16 protein-coding genes are annotated in these 23234 nt (G+C 71.0%); 11 read left to right on the top strand and 5 right to left on the bottom strand.

The window, feature by feature from the left end:
• Positions 1 to 36 precede the first annotated feature (36 nt).
• Positions 37 to 819, top strand: coding sequence for a GNAT family N-acetyltransferase (locus tag MARPU_RS16835; RefSeq protein WP_005224079.1), 783 nt, complete (start codon positions 37 to 39; stop codon positions 817 to 819).
• On the opposite strand, the gene ampD is transcribed toward MARPU_RS16835, so the two are convergent.
• Positions 708 to 1262: a 1,6-anhydro-N-acetylmuramyl-L-alanine amidase AmpD gene (ampD, locus tag MARPU_RS14240; RefSeq protein WP_005224080.1), complete on the bottom strand. Its 555-nt coding sequence runs from the start codon at positions 1260 to 1262 to the stop codon at positions 708 to 710. The genes MARPU_RS16835 and ampD overlap by 112 nt on opposite strands.
• 210 nt (positions 1263 to 1472) lie before the next feature.
• On the opposite strand from ampD, the gene MARPU_RS14235 reads away from it, so the two are divergent.
• The 6 genes from MARPU_RS14235 to iolM are packed head-to-tail and all read left to right on the top strand — an operon-like array spanning position 1473 to position 10236.
• Positions 1473 to 2960 (top strand): B12-binding domain-containing radical SAM protein, encoded by a 1488-nt coding sequence (locus tag MARPU_RS14235; RefSeq protein WP_005224081.1) that lies wholly within the window; start codon positions 1473 to 1475, stop codon positions 2958 to 2960.
• Positions 2953 to 3960 carry a glycosyltransferase gene (locus tag MARPU_RS14230; RefSeq protein ID WP_005224082.1) on the top strand — a complete coding sequence of 336 codons (1008 nt, stop codon included), beginning with the start codon at positions 2953 to 2955 and terminating at the stop codon, positions 3958 to 3960. The genes MARPU_RS14235 and MARPU_RS14230 overlap by 8 nt, the downstream gene beginning before the upstream one ends.
• Positions 3957 to 6107 carry a molybdopterin-containing oxidoreductase family protein gene (locus MARPU_RS14225; protein WP_005224083.1) on the top strand — a complete coding sequence of 717 codons (2151 nt, stop codon included), beginning with the start codon at positions 3957 to 3959 and terminating at the stop codon, positions 6105 to 6107. The genes MARPU_RS14230 and MARPU_RS14225 overlap by 4 nt, the downstream gene beginning before the upstream one ends.
• Positions 6088 to 7524: a sugar transferase gene (locus MARPU_RS14220; protein WP_005224084.1), complete on the top strand. Its 1437-nt coding sequence runs from the start codon at positions 6088 to 6090 to the stop codon at positions 7522 to 7524. The genes MARPU_RS14225 and MARPU_RS14220 overlap by 20 nt, the downstream gene beginning before the upstream one ends.
• Before the next feature lie 19 nt (positions 7525 to 7543).
• The gene (locus MARPU_RS14215) at positions 7544 to 9061 is read left to right on the top strand and encodes a class I adenylate-forming enzyme family protein (protein WP_005224085.1); all 1518 of its coding nucleotides are present in this window, start codon (positions 7544 to 7546) and stop codon (positions 9059 to 9061) included.
• A gap of 5 nt (positions 9062 to 9066) precedes the next feature.
• Positions 9067 to 10236 carry a scyllo-inosose 3-dehydrogenase gene (gene iolM, locus MARPU_RS14210; RefSeq protein ID WP_005224086.1) on the top strand — a complete coding sequence of 390 codons (1170 nt, stop codon included), beginning with the start codon at positions 9067 to 9069 and terminating at the stop codon, positions 10234 to 10236.
• Between the two features lie 215 nt (positions 10237 to 10451).
• Here iolM and MARPU_RS14205 read toward each other — a convergent pair whose 3' ends face one another.
• The 4 genes from MARPU_RS14205 to MARPU_RS14190 are packed head-to-tail and all read right to left on the bottom strand — an operon-like array spanning position 10452 to position 17038.
• Positions 10452 to 11582: a polysaccharide export protein gene (locus MARPU_RS14205; protein ID WP_005224087.1), complete on the bottom strand. Its 1131-nt coding sequence runs from the start codon at positions 11580 to 11582 to the stop codon at positions 10452 to 10454.
• Between the two features lie 14 nt (positions 11583 to 11596).
• Positions 11597 to 13636 carry a GumC family protein gene (locus tag MARPU_RS14200; protein ID WP_005224088.1) on the bottom strand — a complete coding sequence of 680 codons (2040 nt, stop codon included), beginning with the start codon at positions 13634 to 13636 and terminating at the stop codon, positions 11597 to 11599.
• On the bottom strand, positions 13627 to 15090 hold the full coding sequence (locus MARPU_RS14195) for an O-antigen ligase family protein (protein ID WP_005224089.1): 1464 nt from the start codon (positions 15088 to 15090) through the stop codon (positions 13627 to 13629). Before MARPU_RS14195 ends, MARPU_RS14200 begins: the two co-directional genes overlap by 10 nt.
• A complete protein-coding gene (locus MARPU_RS14190; protein WP_005224090.1) occupies positions 15065 to 17038 on the bottom strand; it encodes a hypothetical protein in 1974 nt (657 codons plus the stop codon). The genes MARPU_RS14195 and MARPU_RS14190 overlap by 26 nt, the downstream gene beginning before the upstream one ends.
• Positions 17039 to 17309: 271 nt before the next feature.
• Between MARPU_RS14190 and MARPU_RS14185 the strand changes: the two genes are divergently transcribed.
• The 4 genes from MARPU_RS14185 to MARPU_RS14170 are packed head-to-tail and all read left to right on the top strand — an operon-like array spanning position 17310 to position 23113.
• On the top strand, positions 17310 to 18848 hold the full coding sequence (locus MARPU_RS14185) for an oligosaccharide flippase family protein (RefSeq protein ID WP_005224091.1): 1539 nt from the start codon (positions 17310 to 17312) through the stop codon (positions 18846 to 18848).
• Positions 18849 to 18873: 25 nt separating this feature from the next.
• Positions 18874 to 20523 carry an alkaline phosphatase family protein gene (locus MARPU_RS14180; RefSeq protein WP_025275374.1) on the top strand — a complete coding sequence of 550 codons (1650 nt, stop codon included), beginning with the start codon at positions 18874 to 18876 and terminating at the stop codon, positions 20521 to 20523.
• A gap of 14 nt (positions 20524 to 20537) precedes the next feature.
• A complete protein-coding gene (locus tag MARPU_RS14175; RefSeq protein ID WP_198015481.1) occupies positions 20538 to 21524 on the top strand; it encodes a lysophospholipid acyltransferase family protein in 987 nt (328 codons plus the stop codon).
• Entirely contained in the window at positions 21521 to 23113 is a 1593-nt protein-coding gene (locus MARPU_RS14170) for a B12-binding domain-containing radical SAM protein (protein ID WP_005225078.1), read from the top strand. Before MARPU_RS14175 ends, MARPU_RS14170 begins: the two co-directional genes overlap by 4 nt.
• Positions 23114 to 23234 lie beyond the last annotated feature (121 nt).

The raw sequence follows: 23234 nt of genomic DNA, 5'->3' as shown, positions 1-23234 counted from the left end.
GGTCCCTGCCGATCCTTGCGATGGAGGTGTGGAGTCATGGAGGCCCGCGAACTGTCCGACCGGGGGCCTGGTCCCCACTTGGTGCGGCTGCGCGACGGCAGTCGCTGTTTGCTGCGCGCGCTCGGCCCGGAGGATCGCGACTTCCTGCTCGCCTGTTTCGCCGGGCTGTCGCCGGGCTCGCGGCGGCTGCGCTTCTGCGGCGTCAAGCGCGAACTCAACGAGCGCGATCTCGCGGTGCTCGCCGCCATCGACGGGCATCACCATCTTGCCATCGGCGCCATCCGTCTCGATGAACGCGGGATGCCGGGTGAACCGCTGGGGGTGGCGCGCTGTATCCGCACCGCGCCCGGCGCCGACAGCGGGGAGCTGGCCGTCGAGGTGATCGACGCGGCACAGCGTCGTGGCGTCGGTACCGCGCTCCTGCAGGCGCTCATCGGTCACGCCCGCGCCGTGGGTATCCAGCGTCTGCGTTGCGAGGTGCTGGCGGCCAATGTCGGCATGCGCGCGCTGGCCGCGCGTCTCGGCGGGCGTCCGCGCTGGCGTGGCGGCGCGGTGCTCGAGTACGAGCACCTGCTCGGTGGCATCGAGCAGGGCGAGATCCCCTGCAGTGGTTGGCGCGCGACCGTCGCCCGCTATCGTGTGTGGATGCAGCCGCGGCCACGCTCGTTCGGCGCGCGGCGCTCGCGCGTGCTGGCGCGGCGCGCAGCTCAGAGCGCGCGTCGCAACCGGCTCCAGTCGAAGGCCGGGCCGGGGTCGGTCTTGCGCCCTGGGGCGATGTCGGCATGCCCGACGACACGCTCGGGGGTGATCCCCGGATAGCGCCGCCGCAGCGCCCGTGCACAACGTCCGAGCTGGTGGTACTGAGCTGCGGTGAAGGGCTGGGTGTCGGTGCCCTCGAGTTCGATCCCGATGGAGAAGTCGTTGCACGCCTCGCGCTCGCCGAAGCGCGAGCGTCCGGCGTGCCAGGCGCGGCGCTCGCAGGGCACGTACTGCACCAGGGCGCCGTCGCGCCGGATCAGTAGGTGGGCGGAGACGCGTAGTTCGGCGATGGCAGCGAAATAGGGGTGGGCGTCGGGGTCGAGTCGATTGCGGAACAGGGCGTCGATCCACTCCCCGCCGAACTCGCCCGGCGGCAGGCTGATGTTGTGGATCACCAGCAGGTCGATGGTGGTCGCCGGTGGGCGTTCGTCGCAGTTGGGCGAGGGGCGGGCGAGGGCGCCGTCGAACCAGCCGGCGATGTCGATCTCGGGGTCGGTGTCCATGGTTGCTGTGGTTTTCCTTTCGTGTCCGGTGTCTGTGTCTTCGGTGTACACAAGCTCACTGATCTCGGTCATTGGGGCGCTTGACAAGTCTGGCGCCCGGCAATGCCGTGTATCTTGCTGTGCTATAGTGGCCAAGCTGTATACGAATCCCCTAGATATCAGGGATGGTTGCCGGGGAGCCGTCTCGTCCTGATCCGATAGGGGGCCGCCGTGCGGCAGACTGCGCCCGTGCTCAAGATCGCCTTCGTCAATCCGCCCTATCTGGCGCGGTTCTCGCGTACCCAGCGCTCGCCGGCGGTGACCAAGAGCGGCACCCTCTATTTCCCGATGTGGCTCGCCGCCGCCGCCGCGCTCTGCGCCGAATCGGGCCACGAGATCGACCTCATCGACGCTCCGGCCAGCGGCGCCGACATCGAGGCGGTGCTGGCGCGCCTGGCGCACTTCGCCCCCCGGCTGCTGGTGGTCGAGACCAGCACCCCGAGCATCGCCAGCGACCTGGCCTTCTGCGCCCGCGCCCGCGAGCGTCTGCCGGGGACCTGTGTCGCGCTGGTCGGCACCCATGCCTCGGCGCGAGCGCAGGCGTGTCTGCGCGATGAGCCGGCGGTCGATCTGGTGGTGCTCGGCGAGTACGACCTCGGGGTGCGCGACCTGGCCGCGGCGCTCGCGCGCGACGAGCCGGTCTCCACGGTCGCCGGGCTCTGTTACCGTGACGGCGACAGGCCGCGTCTCGGCGCCGCGCGCGCGGTACTCGATGACCTCGACCGGCTGCCGCCGATCAGCCCGATCTATCGTCGCTTCCTCGACATCCGCGACTACTTCAACCCCAACGCCATCCACCCGATGGTGACCATCAGCACCAGTCGCGGCTGTCCCAATCACTGCACCTTCTGCGTCTATCCGCAGACCATCACCGGGCACCGGCTGCGACGGCGCTCGGCGGGTCATGTGGTCGACGAGCTGGAGTACATCCGCAGAGCTTTCCCCGAGGCGCGCTCGGTGTTCTTCGAGGACGATACCTTTCCCGCCGACCGTGCCCGCTGCGCCGAGATCTGCGAGGAGATGATCCGTCGCGGCTTCGACCTGCCGTGGTCGGCCAACGTGCGCGTCGATGTCGAGCCTGAGACCCTGCGGCTGATGCGTCGCGCCGGCTGTCGCAACCTCTGCGTCGGCTTCGAGAGCGGTGACCAGGCGCTGCTCGATCGCGTGCGCAAGCGTATCACCCTGGCGCAGTCGCGCGCCTTCATGCGCGAGGCCCGCGCGCTCGGGCTGATCGTCCACGGCTGCTTCATGGTCGGGCTGCCGGGCGAGACCCCGGAGACCATGCGCCGGACCCTGGAGCTGGCCATCGAGCTGGCCCCGGACACCGCTCAGTTCTACCCGATCATGGTCTATCCGGGGACCGCCGCCTACGACTGGTACGCGCGCGAGGGGATGCTGGTGACCGAGGACTTCTCGCGCTGGCTCACCCCCGCCGGGCTGCACAACACCGTGGTGCGCAGCGCGGTGCTCGACGCCGAGGCGTTGGTCGCCTTCTGCGACCAGGCGCGGCGGCGTTTCTATCTGCGTCCGCGCTATCTGTGGCGGCGGCTCGGGCTGGTGGCGCGCGATCGCGAGGAGTTCCGCCGCACCTGGCGCGCCGGGCGCACCTTCTTGCGCCATCTGCTGCGCGGCTCGGACATCGAGGCCGGCCATGGCTGAGGCCGCGCCGCGGATCTCGGTGGTGGTCCCGGCCTATCAGGCCGAGGCGACCCTCGGGCGTTGTCTCGACGCACTCCTCGCCCAGCACACCGCCGCCGATGACTACGAGGTGATCCTGGTCGACGACGGTTCGCGCGATCGCACCGCCGAGATCGCCCGGCGCTATCCGCTGCGCTACGTCTATCAGGCCAATGCCGGTCCGGCGGCGGCGCGCAACCACGGCGCGCGGCTGGCCCGCGGCGAGCTGCTGCTGTTCACCGACAGCGACTGCGTGCCGGCGCCGGACTGGATCGAGCGGATGCGCGCACCCTTCGCCGACCCCGAGGTGATGGCGGTCAAGGGGGCCTATCGCAGCGATCAGCCGCAACTGGTGGCGCGCTTCGTCCAGCTCGAGTTCGAGCAACGCTTCGCGCGGCTGCGCCGACGCGCGCGCATCGACATGGTCGACACCTATTCCGCCGGTTATCGGCGTGCGGTCTTCGTCGCGCTCGGCGGCTTCGATCCGCGCTTCCCCAAGGCCGACAACGAGGACACCGAACTCTCCTACCGGATGGCCGCGCGTGGCATGCGCATGGTGTTCGCCCCCGACGCGGTGGTCAGCCATCTCGGTCACCCCGATTCGGTCTGGCGCTATGCGCGGCTGAAGTTCTCGCGCGGCTACTGGCGGATGGTGGTCTACAAGCGCCACCCCGGCAAGATGCTCGCCGACAGCTATACCCCGCAGACGCTCAAGCTGCAGATCCTCGCCACCCTCGCGCTCGCCCCGGCACTGGCGCTCGCGCCCTGGTGGCCGAGGGCGGCGCTGGCGCTCGGTGGTGCGACGCTCGCCGCCTTCTTGCTCAGCGCCGCGCCCTTCCTCGCCGCCGCCTGGCGGCGCGATCGCCGGCTGGCGCTGGCCGCGCCGGCACTGCTGCTGGTACGCGCCGCCGCGCTCGGCGGCGGCGCCGTCGTCGGGAGCCTGCTGGGGCGTCTCGGCGCGGGCGTGGGGGCTGATCGATGAGACGCACCCAGCGCAGTGTCTGCCGGATCTGTCACGGCGGCTGCGGTGCACTGGTGACCGTCGAGGACGGGCGCGTGGTCAAGGTCGTCGGCGATCGCGACTCCCCGATGAACCAGGGCTGGATGTGCGTCAAGGGGCTGCGCACCCCGGAGATCGCCAACCACCCCGACCGACTGGAGTGGCCGCGGCGCCGCCGCCCGGGCAAGGCCGGCGGCTGGGAGCGGGTGAGCTGGGAGGCGGCGCTCGACGAGATCGCCGAGCGCGTCGCCGCGATCCGCGATCGCCTCGGCCCCGAGGCGATCGCCCTGGGGCAGGGCACCGGGCGTCATCACTACATGCACGTGGTGCGCTTCGCCAACGCCCTGGGCACCCCCAACTGGTACGAGCCGGGGCTGGCGCAGTGCTTCATCCCGCGGGTGACGGTGAGCAACCTCACCTACGGCGGCTATGTCACCGGCGACTACTACGGCGACACCCCGCCGGCCTGCATCCTCTTCTGGGGGAGCAACCCGCTGGTCTCCAACCCCGACGGCAAGATCGGCATCGCCATCCGTCGCGCCCTCGATCGCGGTGCGGTCGGCATCGCCGTCGACCCGCGTCGGCACGAGACGGCGCGTCGCTGCGAGCTGTGGCTGGGGCTGCGCCCGGGTACCGACGCAGCGCTGGCGCTGGCGATGATCCAGGTGATCATCGCCGAGCGGCGCTACGACGCCGAGTTCGTCGCGCGCTGGACCCAGGGCTTCGACGCACTGGCCGCCCATGTCGCCGACTGTACCCCGGCCTGGGCGGCACCGATCACCGGGGTCGCCCCCGAGCTGATCGTCGAGGCGGCGCGTCGCTATGCTGCGCTCCGCCCGGCGGTGCTGGAGTGGGGCGTGGGGATCGAGCAGAACGTCAACGCCCTGCAGACGGTGCGTGCGCTGGCCTGTCTGCGCGCCCTGGTCGGCAGCATCGATGTGCCCGGCGGCGAGCTGCTGTCGATGCAGCGGATGCGCGCCTATCCGACCCTGGCCGAGCAACTGCCGCGCGAGCAGGCGCGCAAGCGGCTCGGCGCCGAGCGCTTCAAGCTGCTCGGTGGCTGGCGCGCCTACATGCCCTCGGCGCACATCCCCACGCTGTTCGCCGCGATGCGCACCGGCGAGCCCTATCCGGTCAAGGGGCTGCTGGTGTTCGGCAACAACGCGCTGGCGACCGTGGCCAACGCCCGCGCGGTGCGCCGCAGCCTCGAGTGCCTCGATCTGCTGGTGGTGAGCGAGCTGTTCATGACACCGACGGCGGAGCTGGCCGACTTCGTGCTGCCGGCGGCCTTCTGGCCCGAGGTCGAGCAGGTGATCGGCTATCCGCTGGCCACCGGCAACCTGGTCTACCACCAACCGGCGCTGACCCGGCGCGGCGAGTGCCGACCGGACGAGTGGATCATCGACCAGCTCTCGCGGCGGCTCGGCCTGCCCGACAGCGAGCGTCCCTTCGAGGCGGTGATGGCCCATCAGCTCGAGCCGACCGGGGTCGGTCTCGATCAGCTGCGTCGCCAGGGCGTGCTGCGGCTGCCGCATCGCTACCGCAAGTACGAGACACGCGGCTTCCGCACCCCGTCGCGGCGCATCGAGCTCTACAGCAAGGCGCTCGAGCGACTCGGCTACGACCCGCTGCCGAGCCATGTCGAACCGCCCGAGAGCCCGCGTAGCCGTCCCGACCTGGCGCGCGACTATCCCTATGTGCTGATCACCGGCAGTCGCCGGCGCGAGTTCTTCAACAGCGAGCACCGCCAGGTCGCCGGGCTGCGTCGCCGCGCGCCCGACCCGCGCGCCCAGCTCCACCCCGAGGTGGCGCGCGCCGAGGGCATCGCCGACGGCGACTGGATCGCGATCGCCACGCCGCGCGGTCGCATCCGCATGCGCGCCGAGATCACCCCCGAGATCAACCCCGAGGTGGTGAGCATCGACCACGGCTGGTGGTTCCCGGAGGCGCCGAGCGCGCTCGCCGGGGCGTGGCGCGCCAACGCCAATCTGTTGACCTCCGACGCGCCGCCCTACGACCCGGCCTTCGGCACCTATCAGCTGCGCGGACTCCTGTGTCGCCTCGCCCCCGCGAGCGCGCCCGCCGCCGCCGAGATCGACGAACCCGACGATGATCCAGCACGCGCTTGAGCGTCTCAACCTCTTCCTCGGTGCGCGGGTCGGCGGCCAGCGGGTGCGCTGGTTCGTGCTCGCGCTGGTGCTCACCGACCTCGGCTGTCTCGCGCTCAGCCTGTGGTTGGGCTGTCTCTCGCACCGCATCGGCGGGGGCGGGCCGGTCGACGGCGTCGCGTTGGGGCTGGTCGGGATGCTGCTCGGCGCCCTGGTGTTCGAGCGCGTCGGGCTCTATCGCTACGAGCCGAGCATGATGCGGCTGGTGGAGATCCGCAAGATCATCCGCGCGGTGGTGATCCTCGCCCTGGTGCTCACCGCCTTCGCCTTCTACACCGGCGAGCAGGCGGCGCGGCTCGCGCTGCTTCACGCCATGGGCTGGTTGCTGGTCACCCTGCTGGGCGCGCGCGCCCTGGTCTATCGGCTGCAGCAGTCGCTCTACTCGCGGCGCTTCAACGTCAGCCGGGTGCTGATCGTCGGCGCCGGCGAGGCCGGGCGGATGCTCTACAAGCACATCCGCGAGGCCCCCGAACTCGGCTACTGGGTCTCGGGCTTCTATGACGAGGACCGTCGCGCCCTGGCGCTCGCCGGAGAGGCCGCCGCCGGGCCCGAGGCGCCGGCGCTGATCGCCGAGGCCGACGCGCTGCGCGCCTTCATCGAGCGCGAGCAGGTCACGCTGGTGCTGATCAGCACCCCGATCCGCAGCGCCGGCGAGTGTCACCTCCAGCAGCTGATGCGCCTGACCGAGGGACTGGCGGTGCGGATCTGCTTCATGCCCTATCTCAGCGGCTACTTCGCCAAGCAGATCCAGTTCATGGACATCAACGGCATCCCCATGGTGACCCTGGGCGCGATCCGCCCCCGGCCCGCCGAGCAGATCAGCAAGCGCCTGCTCGACCTGACGCTGGCGGGGGCGGCGCTGTTGCTGCTCGCGCCGCTGATGATCGCGATCGCGCTGTGGATCCGTCGCGACTCGCCCGGGCCGGTGCTCTTCGTGCAGGAGCGGGTGGGCAAGGACGGCGCGCGCTTCCCGATGTACAAGTTCCGCACCATGCACCTCGACAGCCCCAGGTTCGCCTATTCGCCGACCGTCTCGGACGACCCGCGGATCACCCGCGCCGGACGCTTCCTGCGGCGCACCAGTCTCGACGAGCTGCCGCAGCTGCTCAACGTGCTCGAGGGCAGCATGAGCCTGGTCGGCCCGCGCCCCGAGATGCCCTTCATCGTCGAGCAGGAGTACGAGGAGATCCATCGCGAGCGGTTGCGGGTGAAGCCGGGGATCACCGGGGTCTGGCAGATCAGCGGCGACCGCGACAAGCAGATCCACGAGAACATCTCCTACGACCTGTTCTATGTCGAGAACCGCTCGCTGCTGCTCGACGCCATCATCCTGGTACGCACCCTGTTGTTCGCCGTCTCGGCGATGCGTACCTGCTAGCCGCGCCACCGGAGCCGCCATGGAGACCGCGACCCCAACCCTCAACGCCCTGCTCGCCGAGCACGCCAGGCGCACCCCGGAGCGCCCCTTCATCCACCATCGCGACGGCACGCTCGACTATCGCCGGACTCAGGCGCTGGTCGAGCGTCTCGCCGGCGCGCTGCACGCGCTCGGGCTGGGGCCGGGAGCGCGGCTGGGGATCGCGCTCGGGCGGCGGCCCGAGGGGGTGCTCGCCTTCCTCGCCGCGACCCGGATCGGCGCCCTGCCGGTGGCGCTCAATCCGGCGCTGGAGCCGCGTCTGCTGCTCGGGTTCGCGCGCGCGCAGCGGCTCGCCGCGCTGCTCGCCGAGGGCGAGACGCTGGCGGCGCTGGCCGCCGGGGAGCTGCCCGAGGGGATGGCGCTGATCGACCGCGCCGGTCGCCACCCCGGCTGTCTCTCCTGGCCCGAGCTGCTCGGCGCCTCGCCCATCGCTTCACGGCCCGAGCCCGAGCCGGGGCAGGTCGCCTATCTCAACTTCACCACCGGCACCACCGGACGGGCCAAGGGCGCACTGGCGACCCACGCCAATCTCTACTGGAACACCCGCGCCGCGATCGAGGCCTTTGCACTCGGCCCGGACGACGTCCATCTGTGCATGTTCGCCGCCTTCGCCCACCCTCACGAGCTGTTCTGTCGCGCGCTCCAGACCGGCGGTGCGCTGGTGCTGCTCGAGGAGATCAGCCCACGCGCCATCGCCGGGACGATCCGCGCGTTCGGGGTGACCTGCATGATGGGGCTGGCGCCGATGTACCGGATGATGGCCGGGGCCTGTGTGCGCGCCGATCTCGCCAGCCTGCGTCTGGCCGAGAGCGGGGGGATGTACACCAGCCCGGAGATCAACGCCGCCTTCGCCGCGCGCGGCGGGGTGCCGATCATGTCGGTGTGGGGCAGCACCGAGACCAGCGGGGTGGCGTTGGCCAACACCGCCGAGGGCTATCGGCTCGACGGCAGCATGGGGCGGGTGTGTCCGCACTATCAGGCGCGCGTCGTCGACGAGCTGGGGCGCGAGCTGCCGCCGGGTGAGGTCGGCGAGCTGCTGCTGCGCGGTCCGGGGCTGGTCTCGGGCTACGACGGTGGGATCGCGCTGGCCGGCCACCAGGGCTGGTATCGCAGCGGTGATCTGGCGCGGTGCGACGACGAGGGTTTCTATTATTACGTCGAGCGGATCAGCGGCATGATCAAGGTCGCCGGGCTCAAGGTCTATCCGCTGCAGCTCGAGCTGCTGCTCGGCGCCCATCCTGAGGTGCGCGAGGCGGCGGTGCTCGGTCGTCCCGACCGCCGCAAGGGTGCGGTGCCGGTGGCCTTCGTCGTGCCCGAGCCGGGCGCCGAACTCGACGCGGCCCGACTGCGCGCACACTGTCGCGCCCAGGGGCTGCCCAACTACATGGTGCCGAGACGCTTCGAGCTGGTCGACGACCTGCCGCGCATCGGCAGTGGCAAGATCGACAAGCGGCCCCTGCGCGCCCTGGTGGAGCGCGGGTCCCTGACCGACGGGTGACGACGATGAAGGCATTGAGGGCAACGGCGGTCTGGGATCCCAGGCCGGGGTACGCGCCGAGCGCGCGCGAGCTGGAGCGGCGCCGCGCCGACTGCGCCAGTCAGGTGTGGCGCGATCCGAGCTTCGCGCTCGCCGAGGTCGCGGTCCCGGAGATCGGCGACACCGAGGTGCTGGTGCGGGTGGTGTGCTGCGGCATCTGCGGCTCGGACAGCCATCTCTACCAGACCGACGCCGAGGGCTATCTGATGTTCTCCGGGCCGGCGGCGCTGCCCTGCATCATCGGCCACGAGTACGCCGGGGTGGTCGAGCGTGTCGGGCGCGCGGTGCGCGGGCTGCGCGAGGGCGATCTGGTCGCCGCCGAGAGCATCGTCTGGTGCGGCTGCTGCACCCCCTGTCGCAGCGGCGCCTTCAACCAGTGCGACCGGGTGGAGCTGACCGGGATCACCACCGACGGCGCGCTGGCCGAGTACGTCGCCGTCGACGAGCGTCAGTGCTGGTCGCTCGCCGCGCTCGCCGGGCGCTACGACGACACCCGGCTGTTCGAGGTGGCGGCGCTGATCGAGCCGCTGGGCTGTGCCTACAACGGGCTGTTCGTCTGCGCCGGCGGCTTCCGCCCCGGGGCGGTGGTGGTGGTCCACGGCGCCGGCCCCATCGGACTCGGCGCCATCGCCCTGGCGCGCCTGGCGGGGGCCAGCCAGGTGATCGCCTTCGACCCCATCGTCGAGCGTCTGGCGATCGCCGAGACGCTGGGGGCCGATCGCGTCTACGACACTACGGCGCTGCGCCGCGACGGCGTCAGGCCGCGCGACCTGGTGCTCGAGCACACCGCCGGGCGCGGCGCCGAGATCCAGGTCGAGGCGGCGGGCGCGGCCGGGGAGACCGTCCCCGAGATGCAGTCCTCGCTCGCCCCCGGCGGCCAGATCGTCTATCTCGGGCGCGCCGCCACCGAGACCCCGGTGCAGCTCAACGGGTTGGTGAGCGGTGCCAATGCCATCCAGGGCGGGCGCGGTCACGCCGGCTACGGCATCTATGACGGCATCATCCGGTTGCTCGCCAGTGGCCGGCTCGAGGTCGCGCCGATGATCACCGCGCGCTATCCGTTCGCCGAGGCGATCACCGCCCTGGCGACCTCGGTACGGCGCACCGACGGCAAGGTGATGGTGCGGATCGGCTGACTGGAGGCGCGTATTGCACCGCGACAGTCGTCGTGCGATCACGCCGACTGATCGATGCCGGACGGTTTCCGTGTCGACGGCTTGCGCGAGTCGCGGACCCGCTGCTGCGCCGATGGTGTTGCGGCTCGGCCTGAGGTTGTCATCGGGGCGCTTCCGGCCTGTGTCGTGGTGCGGTTTGCGGCGTCCCCGCCCGACTGTCGGGCGAGGTGTCGCGGTCAGCGGCCCTGGGTGCGGTCGATCAGGTTGTAGCCCTGCAGCGAGGGCAGCAGGTTGTCGACCACTCGGGTCCACAGCGCCAGCGGAGCGGCGGTGACATAGACCACATCGTACGCGACGAGCGGGAACTGGGCGCCGAGCACCATCGCGGTGGCGTCGCTGAGATCGAGCTGATAGATCTGGATCGGTCGCGCCTCGCCGCCAGGGCGGATGACGAACACTCCGGTGGCATCGGCCGTACCCTCGCTGAGCCCGCCAACGCTGCTCAGCGCCTCGGTCAGTCGCATGCCGTTACGGCCCATGACCAGAGTGGTCGGCTGACGGACCTCGCCGAGCACGAACACCTTGAGGGCGTCGTTGCGCGGCACGTGGATGATGTCGTTGTCGCGCAGCAGCCGGTTCTCGGTGAGCACCCCGTGCTGGAGCAGCGCCTGCAGCGAGATCCGCTGCTCCTTGCCCCGCCGGCTCAGGACCACGTTGTCCCAGTCGGCCTGCTCGGTCAGGCCGCCGGCGTGGTTGATGGCATCGAGCAGGGTCAGCGGGATGTTGGTGAGCGGGCGCGGTCCCGGCTTTCTGACCTCGCCGGTGACATAGACTCGCTTGGCGTTGAAGGCGGCGACGTTGACCTCCACCTTGGCCTCCTCGATGTATCCCGAGAGCGCCTCGGTGAGTCGCTGGCGCACCTCCTCCAGGGTCAGCCCCGCGACCGCGAGCTTGCCGACATAGGGAAAGTAGATGGTGCCGTCGTTGTGTACCCAGGTGCCGGATTCGGCGGCGCTGCGATAGGAACCGGCGGGGATGGTCAGTTCCTCGTGCTCGAAGACGATGATGTTGAGGATGTCGCCCTTGCCGACCCGATAAGCGTAGTTGGTGATCTCATGCTCCAGCGCCGGGTTGTCGAGCGGGCTGGGTGGCGGCGTGGTGAGCCGTTGGATCAGCTTGAAGGTGATCGGGTGGATCTCGGCCTGCTCGGCGGCCGGAGGCTCCTCGGCGCCACTGCGCGGCTTGTCGAAGGTCACCATTCGGGTGCCCGGGACCAGGGCGCAGCCGGTGCCGAACGTGATCAGTCCGATCAGCGCGAGCACGGCGCTCCGGCGGACACGGGGCGATGGCGTGTGGGTGGTGGTCATCGGTGTATCCGGGGTCAGTGCAGATAACGGTATTCGAGCGGGTCGACGGCGGTCAGCACCAAGCCGACAGGCGCGCGCCGGGAGAGCCGCTCGAGTGCCGCGCGTGCCGCGCGCAGCGGGGTGCGTCCGGCACCGATCACCAAGAGCGCGTGCTCGACCCGCGCCAGCACCTGGATGGCGTCCTCGCTCGTGCGTAGCGGCGGGGTGTCGATCAGGATCAGCTCGTAGTCCTCGTCGAGACGCGTGAGCAGCGCGCCGAGTCGGGCATCGGCGAGGAGCGGCGCCGGGTCATCGAGCGTGGCGCCGGCCGGCAGCAGGTCGAGCCCGGGCACGCGGGTGGGAACGATGCAGTGCTCGATTGCCACGCCCTCGCGCAGGTGTCCGACCAGTCCGGGGACTGGTGCGGCATCGAGCCGCGTGGCGAGGTCGGGGGTGCGTAGGTCGAGTTCCAGCGCGAGCACCCGCAGCCCGTCGCTGGCGCATTGCTCGGCGAGTGCGGCGAGCAGGGCGGTGCGCCCGTCGCCACGACAGGGTCCGACCAGCGCGAGCCGGTGGGGCAGTCGACCGTCGAGCCGTTCGCGCAACCGGTTGCACAACGCGCGCAGCGGCTCGCGCAGCGCCGGCGCCGGGCGCGCGCCGCGGCGCACCCGCACCAGTCGGGCGAGCAAGGGCGGGCCGGGTAAGGCCGCCGGGTCGCGTACCGAGTCGTCGAACAGATCCTCGATCAGGGCGATGCCGAGTGCCCAGAAGCCGCCGAGCAGCACGGCGACCACGGCGTTGAGCGCGAGGCTCGGCTTGGCCGGGCGAGTAGTCGGCGTGGCCCGCTGAACCAGCACGTGGGTCGGCGCGACCATCGCAGCGGCGAGGCCGAGTTGACGCTGCGCCTCGAGCATCCGGTCATGGATTGCCTTGCTCACCTCCAGTTCGCTGTTCAGCGCGGCCTGGCGCTCGAGCAGCGCGGCATGGGCGTCGATCCGGTCGCGACACTCGGCGATGGTGTGGGCGATCTGTCGTCCCTCGGTCTCGCTGATCGCCAGCGCCACCCGCTGCGAGATACGTTGCGCGCCGAGTTCCTCGTAGAAGCCCAGGGTCTCGCCGCCACCGCTGACTACCGCTTGCGCCTCGGCAACGATCAGCTCGCGCAGGCGCTCGATCTGGGCGAGCAGCCGACGGTACTCTGAGGATGCCTCGGTGCTGCCGACGCGCAGCGCCGCCAGCTCCTGGAGCAGGTCGTTGAGGTCGGCCTTGAGGCTGCGGATGTGCTCGCTGTTGGCCTGGGCCTGGTCGGCGCTGCGCGCCGCCCCGGTGCGGGCCAACTCGATGTCGAGGGCGCCCAGCTCGGCGGCGATCGCCGCCTGCTCGGTACGGTTCTCCTCGGCCTGGGTGCGCAGGGTGGCGAGCTTGGTCACCAGGGTCTCGAGTTGCGCCTCGAGGTCGCTCACCCCGGTCTCGGCGATGAAGGTGCGCTGCGCGGCGAGGGCAGCGAGATAGTCGTCGCGCACCGTGCCGAGCCGTTCGACGACGAAGGCGCGGGCACGTGCCAGATCGGCCTGCTGGAGTTCGACCTGGCTGGCGATATAGGCCTCGGCGAGTCCGTTGGCCAGTGCCGCGGCCTGATCGCGCTCACCGCTCCAGCCGACGATCTCGATCATGCGGCCGTCCTCGAGTTGGTCGATGTCGAGGTGTGGGCGCGGGGTCAGGCGTGGCAGCAAGCCGCCCTTGATTAGCCGCCGTGCGGTGAGCGGCTCGCCTTGGTCGTCGCTGAGTCCGAGGGTGGTGATCACCCGCTCGAGCGAGGGTTCGAGCTGACCGAGCGAGATCTCGGTGTCGGCATCGAAGTCGTCGCTGCTGCTGAGGCTGGCTGCGGGGATGCCGAGCGCGGCGAGCAGGGTGTTGGCCCCGGGCGATTCGCGTACCAGCACCAGCGCGGTCGAGCGATAGGTCGGTGCGCTCACCAGGGTGAAGAGTGCGACCAGCGCCAGCACGGCGAGGAACAGGCTGGCGAGTGTGCGGCGACGCCGGATCAGCAGGTCGCGGATCTGTATCAACTCCATCTTGTCGCGTCGCCATGCTCGGGGTCGGGGGCGAACTCCTCCGGGGGTGTCTTCGCGGGTACGCTCGGCGGGCCATTATACCGGCCGGTGGCGTCGCGTCGTGCGATGCGTACGGTGGCGACGACCAGCCCATAGAGTATCCAGCTGAAGGCCGAGTCGTAGGAGAAGTCGACCGTGGCATGGATCAGGAACGCCAGTAGCGCGGCGGCGAGACAATACAGATAGCGGCGCAGCCGGGGGTCGCGGATCTCGCGGAGCGCCCGCGCCAGGGCGAGGACGATCCCGAGCACGAAGCCGAGCAGCAGCAGGATGCCGACCGGACCGGCGTCGAAGAGGACGCTGAAATAGTAGTTGTGCGCTCCCGGCCAGGGGTCGACGAGATGGGCGAAGCCGCCGAGTCCGGCGCCGATCCAGCGCTCGCCGAGCAGCCTCAGCCCCGTCTCCCAAAACTCCAATCTGAAGGTGATGGACAATTCGTTGACCCCGGTCCCCGAGGCCAGGCGGTCGGCGCGCAGCACCATCACATTGAACACCATGATCGCGACCAGCGCGGCGAGGAAGGCGAGTCCGGCCAGCAGCCGTCGTCCGCGCAACCCGGGGTAGAGCGCGATGAAGGCGGCGAGGGCGATGACGAAGGCGCCGGCCGCGCCCTTGGAGCCGGTGGCCAGCAGGTTGGAGATCAACCAGGGGGCGCTCAGCGCGAGCACCAGCCGGGCGCGCCAGCCGCACTCGGGCCAGAGCGCGCAGCCGGCCATGAACACGAAGGTGGTGACGGTGCCGGCGATCTGCGGCGGCGCGAAGCCGCCGGCGCGAGTGCCGTAGAGGATCAGCGATGGCTCGAAGCGCCAGTCCGGGCCGAGCTGGACCTGCAGCGCTCGCAGCGGGCTGGTGTCGATCTTGTTGGAGAGCACCAGCATCAGTGCCAGCACAAGGCCCCAGGCGACCGTGAAGCCGAGGGTCAGGGTGAGCGCGCGCCGATCGTCGACATAGAGCTGGATGAGGAAATAGAGCCCGACCCCGAGGATGAGGTTCAGTCCCATGCTCGACCCGTGCAGCGGATCGAGGCTCCAGCCGTAGCTGGCGAGCATCCACAGCAGCAACAGCAGTGGCAGGGTGTCGAGCGCGGCGAGCCTCGGGGGTGCGCCGGGGGCACGTCGGGCGAGCACTCGCGCGGTCAGTAGCGGCAGCAGCAGCGGGGCGAGCCCCAGGGCCAGCGGATAGCGCTCGCCGAGCGCGCGCAGCGGCGAGTCGGTGCTCAGGTTGACGTTCATCAGCAGCGCCGCGCCATAGATCACCAGGAAGCCGATCAGCGGCCAGCGCAGGCTCGCGGCATAGAACCACAGCAGCGCGACCAGCCCGAGCGCGAGCCAGGGCGAGACCAGGATGGCGAGCGCCGCCGGTAGTGCGAGCGCAACCAGCAGGGTCGCGTTAAGGGGGATCGCCAGTCGGTCCATCCGCGCTCAGATAACGTGGTGTGGTGTCGAGGTCGAGCCGGATCGCGCCGTCCACCAGCGGTAGGGTGCGCGGTGCCGGGCCGCTGTCGGGCAGCGCCGACTCGACCCGTACCCGCGCCGTTCCGGCATGCTCGACGGGGATGCGTACCGCTGTGCTGCCGCCCGGTCGGTCGCTCCAGGCCACCAGGAATGGCGCGCCGTGACAATGGAAGCGCACCACCACCAGGCCCTGCTGGTCGTGCAGCAGCCGGGTGCGAGGCCAGTCGCAGTCGTCGAGTCGCTCGGTCATCCGTCGATAGGCGTGATAGGCCGGTTTGCGTCGTCCGTCGGCGTCGATCAGGGCGACCTGGCGGAAGTAGTCGTGATCCGGGCCGGCGCCGCGCTCGGGGGCGGCGCGCAGCCCCGACCACAGGATCAGGCGAAATCCGGAGCCGAGCAGATAGGCGTGACGCTTGACCACGTCCTCGGCCTGGTCGCGCTCGTCCTCATGGCGCCCGGCGTGTTCGAGCGCGACCAGCGGTGCGGGCGCGAAGCCGTTGCGCGCGGCGGCGCGCTCGAGGTCGTCGATCCAGGTGCGCAGCTCGGCGTACTGGCGCTCGAGCGCCACCCCCGGGGCGGTGCCGATCCAGTGCTGGTCGAGATAGTCGTAGGGGCGCTCGCCCCCGGCGCGGGCACCGAGCCGATCGAAGAAGGCGTCCATGAAGCGGCGTGGATCGGTGTCGCCGTGCCAGCCGGGGCCGCGCACCATGCCGGCGATCACCTCAGCGTCGGGGTCGGCGGCGCGGATCGCGCGATGGGCGAGGAGCAGGGTGTCGGCGAGGTCGGCGCCATCGCCTTGCCAGTAGCGTTTGGCATAGGGCTCATTCTCCACCGCCCAGCGTCGGATCGGCGCGCGCAGACCGGGCATGTCGGCGCGCCCGTCGCCGTCGTAGCGCTCCACCGCGGCACGCACGAAGGCGCCGTAGGCTGCTGTGTCATCGGGTTTGCGCGAGATCGCGCGCGCCATTCGCCGGCCCGTTGGTTGTGGCGGTGAGGCGGTGAGGATGGGCACCAGGTGGATATTGTTGGCCTGGCTGTAGCGCACCAGGGCGTCGAGCCGGCTCCAGTCGTAGCCCTCCCGGCCACCGTCGACGGCGTGCCGTTGCACCAGGTTCCAGCTGAAGGCGAAGGTCGCGCCCTGTGATGCCCAGTGGGCGCCGAGCGCGCGCATGGTCTCGCCATAACCCTGGTTCCAGGAGGTGTGCTGGAAGCGCAGCATGTTGGGATCGAAGAAGCCGAATGGCGAGTCCAGCGAGGCCCGCATGCGTGCCCGGTCGAAGTGGTCCTCGGGCGCCGTCTCGGGCATCGGCAGGGAGGCCGGCGCGCGATGCATGGGTGCGCGCGGTGGCGTGGCGTCCGTCTGGAGTGGGCGCCTGGCCGGCGCGCCCGCTGGTCGCCCGTCTCCCGGGCCACTGTCGACGACGATCAGCGCGTGTGGGGTCAGGCGCACGCGGGTCCCCGGGGTCAGCGCGTCGCGGCCGATCTCGTGTTCGCGCAGTACCAGGGCGCCGGGCGGCAGGGGGCGGGTCCCGCCGCCGAGCGTCTCGATCCGTGGCGGCGTGCCGGCCACCACGCGTCCGCGCAGCGGACCCCGCCCCGCGCCTCCCCCGGGGACCACCACCCGCTCGCCCGGATTGAGCGCGGTGGGGTCGGCGCGACTGTGACGCAGCAGCCGCAGTCCGCCGAGCGTCCGGGTGAGGGCGCGACCGTCGCTGGTGATCAGGTGCACCCGATCGCCCGCGATTCGCTCCACCCGCGCCATGCTCGGGCGCTGCGTCGCTCGCTCGGTCATGGGCGCTGCGGGTCGGTTCCAGGGTGGCGGTTGGGGATCGCTCTCGGGGGCGCAGGCCGGCAGCAGTTGGCTCGTCAGTAACAGGACCAGGGTCGCGAGTCGGCTGGAAGGTGTCATCGGCGCTCCCGACAGCGGGGTGGCATCGACGTATTGTCGATCCTCCGCTGGCCTCAGGTCCAGCGGCGATGGTTGCGTCTCGTGTGCGCGAACTGCGCTGGAACAAGGTCGCCCCGATGACCTGCTGTTATCCTTCTATCTATCGCAAGGTCGCGATCCGCCGGTATCCCGCCGGCGCGGACCGGTCCGGATATGGCCGACTTGGCGTGACGGGTTGAACGGCGGGAGAACACGCAGTGGTCGGGATTGAACCATCCAGGGTGCTTGTGCGGTGATCGGCTCGCAGCAGGGCGATGGCGCGCTGGGCGTGGCCGCACGCGGCTCGCTGATCACCCTCGCCGGGAGCTTCGTCGGCAAGGGGCTGGGCCTCGCCCTCAGGGTGCTGGTCACCCGGCTGCTCGGCGAGGCGGCCTTCGGCGCGCTGGCGCTCTGTCTGCTCGTCGGCGAGTTCGCCCGCACCCTGGCGGTGGCCGGGCTGGCGCGCGGCGGCATGCGCTTTCTCGCGCTGGCGCTCGGCGAGGGGCGCCCCGAGACCATCCCGGCGCTGTTGCGTACCGTGTTCTCGATCCCGCTGGCGCTTTCGCTGCTCTGGGCCCTGGCCCTCTTTCACGGCGCCGATACCCTGGCTAGTGGCTGGTTCGGCGATCCCACGCTCGCCCCGCACCTGCAACGCTTCGCCTTCGCCATCCCGGCGCTGGCGCTGCTGCGCGTCGGGGTCGAGACCAGCCGCGGCTTCCACACCACCCGTTACGCGACCCTGGTCGAGCAGCTCGCGCTGCCGGCGCTGCTGTTGTGCGCCGCGCTCGGCGGCTATCTGCTCGGCGGCAGCCTCGGGGCGGTGATCTGGGGGATGGTGCTGGCCTATGGCGTGGCGCTGGGGCTGATCCTGCTGGCGCTGCGCCGTCAGCTCGGCGCCGCGCTGCGCGCGCCGCGCACGCCGTCCGCTGCCGTCGCGTCGGCGCCGGGCGCCGGGGTGGTGCTGCGCTACTCGTTGCCGCTGTTTTTGAGCGGCTTCGCCGCGATGCTGATGGGCTCGCTCGACCTGCTGCTGCTCGGTCACTGGGTCTCGGTCGCCGAGGTCGGGGTCTATGCCGCCGCGCTCGCCCTCGCCGGGCTGCTGTCCTCGACGCTGATGAGTTCGGTCAACAGCATCCTCGCGCCGCTGATCGCCAGTGCCCACGGTGGCGCCGATCCGGCGCGCATCGCCCATCTCTATCGTGCCACCACGCGCTGGCTGACGCTGCTCGCGGTGCCGCTGGCGGGCGCGGCGGTGCTCGCGCGCGAGCCGTTGATGGCGTTGTTCGGCCCCGGCTTCGTCGCCACCGGCGCCGGGGTGTTGGCGGTGCTGGTGATCGGTCACGCGCTCAACTGCGCCAGCGGCGGGGTCGGTCAGGTGTTGGCGATGACCGGTCACCAGGGGCTGGAGCTGCTCGCCAACCTGATCGCGATCGCACTCAACCTGGCGCTCAACTTGGCGCTGATTCCGCTGCTCGGGCCGCTCGGCGCGGCGCTGGCGACCGCCATCGCGCTGGTCACGCTCAATGGGCTGCGGTTGTTGATGGTCCGGGCGCGGCTGGGGATGCAGCCCTTCGCCCGGCGTCCGCTGTTGGTGGCGGCGGCGGGGGTGGTGGTGGTGCTGGGCTGCGAGCTGAGCGGGCTGCGCGCGCTGGCACCGCTGTGGTGCGGGCTGGGCGTCGGACTGGCGCTGGCGGCGCTGGGTTGGCGTCTCGGTCTCGCGGCCGAGGACCTGAGACTGTTGCGGGGGCTGGGCGGACGGCTCGCTCGCGGCGGGCGATTGAGCCGGGCCTGAGCGCCCGGGGCATGGGGGAGACGAGATGACGCAGAGCAACAACCGGGTGATGGTCTTCGGCATGGACGGGGCCACCTTCGACATCATGCAGCCGCTGCTCGATGCCGGCCGGCTGCCCAATCTGGCGCGGCTGATCGCGCACGGGGCGAGCGGCACGCTCGACTCCAGCGTGCCCGAGTTGAGCCCACCGGCCTGGACCTCGTTCATGACCGGGGTCACCCCCGGGGCGCACGGGGTCAACGACTTCTTCGGGCCGGTCGAGGCCGGCTCCTACGAGACCCGCTTCTTCAACGCCTCCTACCGTCGACGCCCGCCGCTGTGGAGCCTGCTGAGCGCGCGCGGGCGTCGGAGCTGCGTGCTCAATGTGCCCTTCACCTTCCCGCCCGACCCGATCAACGGGGTGATGGTCTCGGGGATGGACACGCCGAGCCTGGAGAGCGCCTTCGTCCATCCGCCGGAGTTCCGCGACGAACTCGACCGGGTCACCGGCGGCTACCGTCTCGAACGCGTCGAGCGGCGACTCTCGCGCCGTGCCGTCGGGCGTTATGCGCGCAGCATCGAGGAGATCACCGAGAACCGCTTCCGCGCCGCCGCGCATCTGCTCGGCCGCGAGTCCTGGGATCTGTTCGTGGTGGTGTTCGAGGCGACCGACCGTGCCCAGCACAATTTCTGGAAGTTTCGTGATCCGGTCCACCCCGAGTACAACGCCCGCGACCATGCCCGCTACGGCGAGTTGGTCGAGCGCGCCTACGAGGACCTCGACCGCCGTCTCGGCGAGCTGCTGGCGCTGGTGCCCGAGGACGTGACCCTGTGCGTGATGTCCGATCACGGCTTCGGGCCGCTCTACAAGGGGGTCAGGCTCGAACACTGGCTGGCGCGCGAGGGCTATCTGCGTCGCGCCGCCGCGCCCCGGGCGCCGCGCCCGCCGGCGCTGCGCGAGCGGCTCGGCGCGCTGCTCCCGGGGCCGGCGCGGCGCCTGGCGCGCGCGCTGCTCGGGCGGCGCGGCGGCGCCGCGCTGCCGCCGGGGCTGGAGGCCTTCGCGATGGCCGGGACCGAGGTCTTCCCGGTCGGCGGTTACGGCAACCTGGTGATCAATCTACAGGGGCGTCAGCCACAAGGGGTGGTGCCCGAGTCCGAGTACGAACCGCTGCGCGCGCGATTGATCGCTGCGCTCGAGGAGCTGCGTGACCCCGACACCGGGGCACGCCTGATCGAGCAGGTATGGCGGCGCGAGGAGGTCTATCCGCACTGCCTGGCGCAGACCCCGGACATCATCATCCGCTGGAGTCCCGGCTATTACTGCGTCGGTGAACAGGAACTCGGCTTCCTCGGCATCCGTCCCACGCCTGGTGCGCTGACCACCGCGCATCGCTGGTCGGGCAACCACCTGCCCAACGGCGTGCTGATGCTCGCCGGTCCCGACATCGTCCCCGGCGCGGGGTTCGATGAGGCGGCCATCATCGACGTCGCTCCGACGCTGATGGCGCTGCTCGGCGAGCCGGTGCCGAGCCACATGGACGGGCGGGTGCTGACCGAGGCGTTGACCCCGGACTTCCTCGCCCGCCACCCGCCGCGTAGCGCCGACTACGACCTCGACATCGGCGAGACGCGGCCCTTCAGCGAGGCCGAGAGCGCCTGTATCAACGAGCGGCTCAAGGACCTGGGGTATCTGTGATGGCGCGGGCGCGGATGCTGATCAGGGACCTGTTGCTGTGGCTGCACTGGTATCCGCTGCGCTGGCTGGCGCAGCGGTTGCCGCCGTCCTGGTTGCACGCGCTGGGGCGCTGGCTGGGCGCGGTGGTGGCGTTGCTGGCGCGCGGCAAGGCCGCCGAGTTCGTCGCGGTGATGGACGCCGCTCCGGCGCTGGCGGCGTTGCCACGGCGTCGACGCTGGGTGCGCCGGGCCTTCCAGAACCGTCTCTGCAACGAACTCGAAGTGCTGGTCTACCCCCGTCTCGAACCGGCGCGTATGGCCGGTTTCGTGCGTTGCGACGACTGGTCCGAACTCGATGCTGCGCTGGCGCGCGGTCAGGGCGCGATGCTGCTGCTCGCGCACTTCGGCGCCAACCAGATGGCGATGCCCGCGCTCGGGCATGCCGGCTACCGGATGTGTCAGGTCGGTGGCTCGCCGCTGGTGTGGCGCGAGCGCATCAGCCATCGTCGCTTCTCGCCTCTGGAGGCGCGCACCCTCGAGTTGCGCTGGCGGCACGAGCGTGCGTTGCCGGTGCGTCATATCGACGTCTTCGGTTCGTTGCGCCCGGCCTTTGCTTGTCTGCGCGCCAATCAGGTGCTCGGTATCGCCATCGACGGCGCCGCCGGCAGCGACTGGGCCGAGGTCGACTTCCTCGGCGCGCGCGCGCGCTTCTCCACCGGCGCGCTGCGTATCGCCGCGCGCACCGGTTGTGCGGTGCTCCCGACCTTTCTGGTGCGCGAGGCCTCCGGGGTCTGTCGACTGGAGATCGGTGCGCCGCTTGAGCGCATCGCCGATCCCACCGATCCGGTGGCGCTGGGCGCGGTGACTCAGGACTATGCCCGGCTGCTCGAGCGGCGGGTGATCGCGCACCCCTGTCACTACCTGCCGTTCCTCGCGCTGCGTCGCATGACCGCGCTCAAGGAGGGCGAGCCGCCGTTGTTGCTCGAGACGCCCTCGGCCCCACCCGGAGGTCTGCCCGCATGAAGCTCACCCTGATCACCCCGACCCCGCCCGACATCAGCGCCTTCGACGTGCGCGCGCTCTCGGCCCATGTCCGCGCCTGCGGTCACCAGTGCCGGCTGATCTTCCTGCCCGGCAGCATCGGCCGGCTGCGCGCCGATCGCGAGGTGATCTATCACTATCCGCCCGAGGTGCTCGACGACCTCGCGAGGCTGAGCGCCGACGCCGACCTGATCGGGCTGTCGTTCATGACCCAGTACTTCGACCGTGCGCTGCAGGTCACCGAGCACCTGCGCCGGGTCCACGATGCTCCGCTGGTGTGGGGCGGGGTGCACCCGTCGAGCCGCCCCGACGAGGCGCTCGAGCACGCCGACATGGTGGTGATCGGCGAGGGTGAGCACACCCTGGTCGAGCTGCTCGAGTGTCTGGCGCGCGGCGCCGATCACCGCCGGGTGCGCGGGCTCTGGGTGCGCGATGGCGAGCAGCGTCATCGCAACCCGCAGCGCCCGCTGATCGACGATCTCGACAGCCTGCCGCCGTTCGACTTCTCCAACGACGATCATTACGTGCTCGATCCGCGCGCCGGGCGCCTCCAGCCGCTCACCGATGCGCTGCTGCGCGAGATCCTGCCGCTGCTGCCGGGACCGGGCGGCACCCTCAGGCGCGCCTTCCGCACCATGACCGATCGCGGCTGTCCGCATCGCTGTACCTATTGCAGCGTCTCGGCGATCAAGGCGCGCTGCGCCGAGGACGGGGTGCCCTATCTGCGCTTTCGCGGTGTCGAGCGGGTGATCGAGGAGCTGGTGGCGGTGCGCGAGCGTTTCCCCTTCGTCGAGGCCTTCCAGTTCTTCGACGACACCTTCTTCGCCCGTCCCCGCGCCCAGATCGAGGACTTCGCCGCGCGCTATCGCGAACGCGTCGGTCTGCCCTTCTACGTTCAGGCCAGCCCCTCGACGCTCAACGAACGCAAGCTGCTGGCGCTGCTCGATGCAGGGCTGGTCTATGTCGAGTTCGGCATCCAGAGCGGCAGCGAGCGGATCAAGCGTCTCTACGACCGCACCGAGTCCAACGAGCGGGTGGTGGCTGGCGCCGAGCTGTTGCACCGCCACCGCGACCGCCTGCTGCCACCGGACTATCACGTCATCACCGACAACCCCTGGGAGACCGAGGCCGACGCCATGGACACGGTGCGGCTGCTCTATCGGTTGCCCAAGCCGTTCGGGCTGGCGGTCTCGAACCTGGTGTTCTACCCCCACACCCCGCTCTATGAGCGCGCCGTCGCCGAGGGGCTGCTCACCGACACCGGCCCCGCGCTCTATCGCAAGCCGTTCTTCGCGCCTCGCCGCACCTATCCGAACTTCCTGCTGCACCTGTTCACCTTCCAGCACGTACCGCGCTGGGTCTACCGGGTGCTGATCGACGAGCGCGCGGTGCGGCTGTTCTCGCGCCCGGTGCTGCTCGCCCCGCTGGGGCTGGTCACTCGGGTCGGCGAGGGGCTGCGGCTGCTCGGCAAGGGGACCGGGGCGCTGGCGCGCGGCGACTGGTGGCGCATCGCGCGCTATCTGCAGCGGTTGCGCGCGTTCGATCCCGGGGTGACCGGACGCCGGCACTGAGGCGCGCGCCGGCGGAGCCGGCCATGCGCCCGGGCCGGATGGCATCACGGCCATCGCCGTGACCTCTCCCCGGTCGCGCCGCGCCAGGAGGGCGCGGTGCGATCACGACCCGGCAACCGAG

This window comes from Marichromatium purpuratum 984 (assembly GCF_000224005.2).
Classification (GTDB): Bacteria; Pseudomonadota; Gammaproteobacteria; order Chromatiales; family Chromatiaceae; genus Marichromatium; species Marichromatium purpuratum.
The sequence above is the reverse complement of the archived record's forward strand: the minus strand, read 5'-3'. Positions and strand labels throughout refer to the sequence as shown.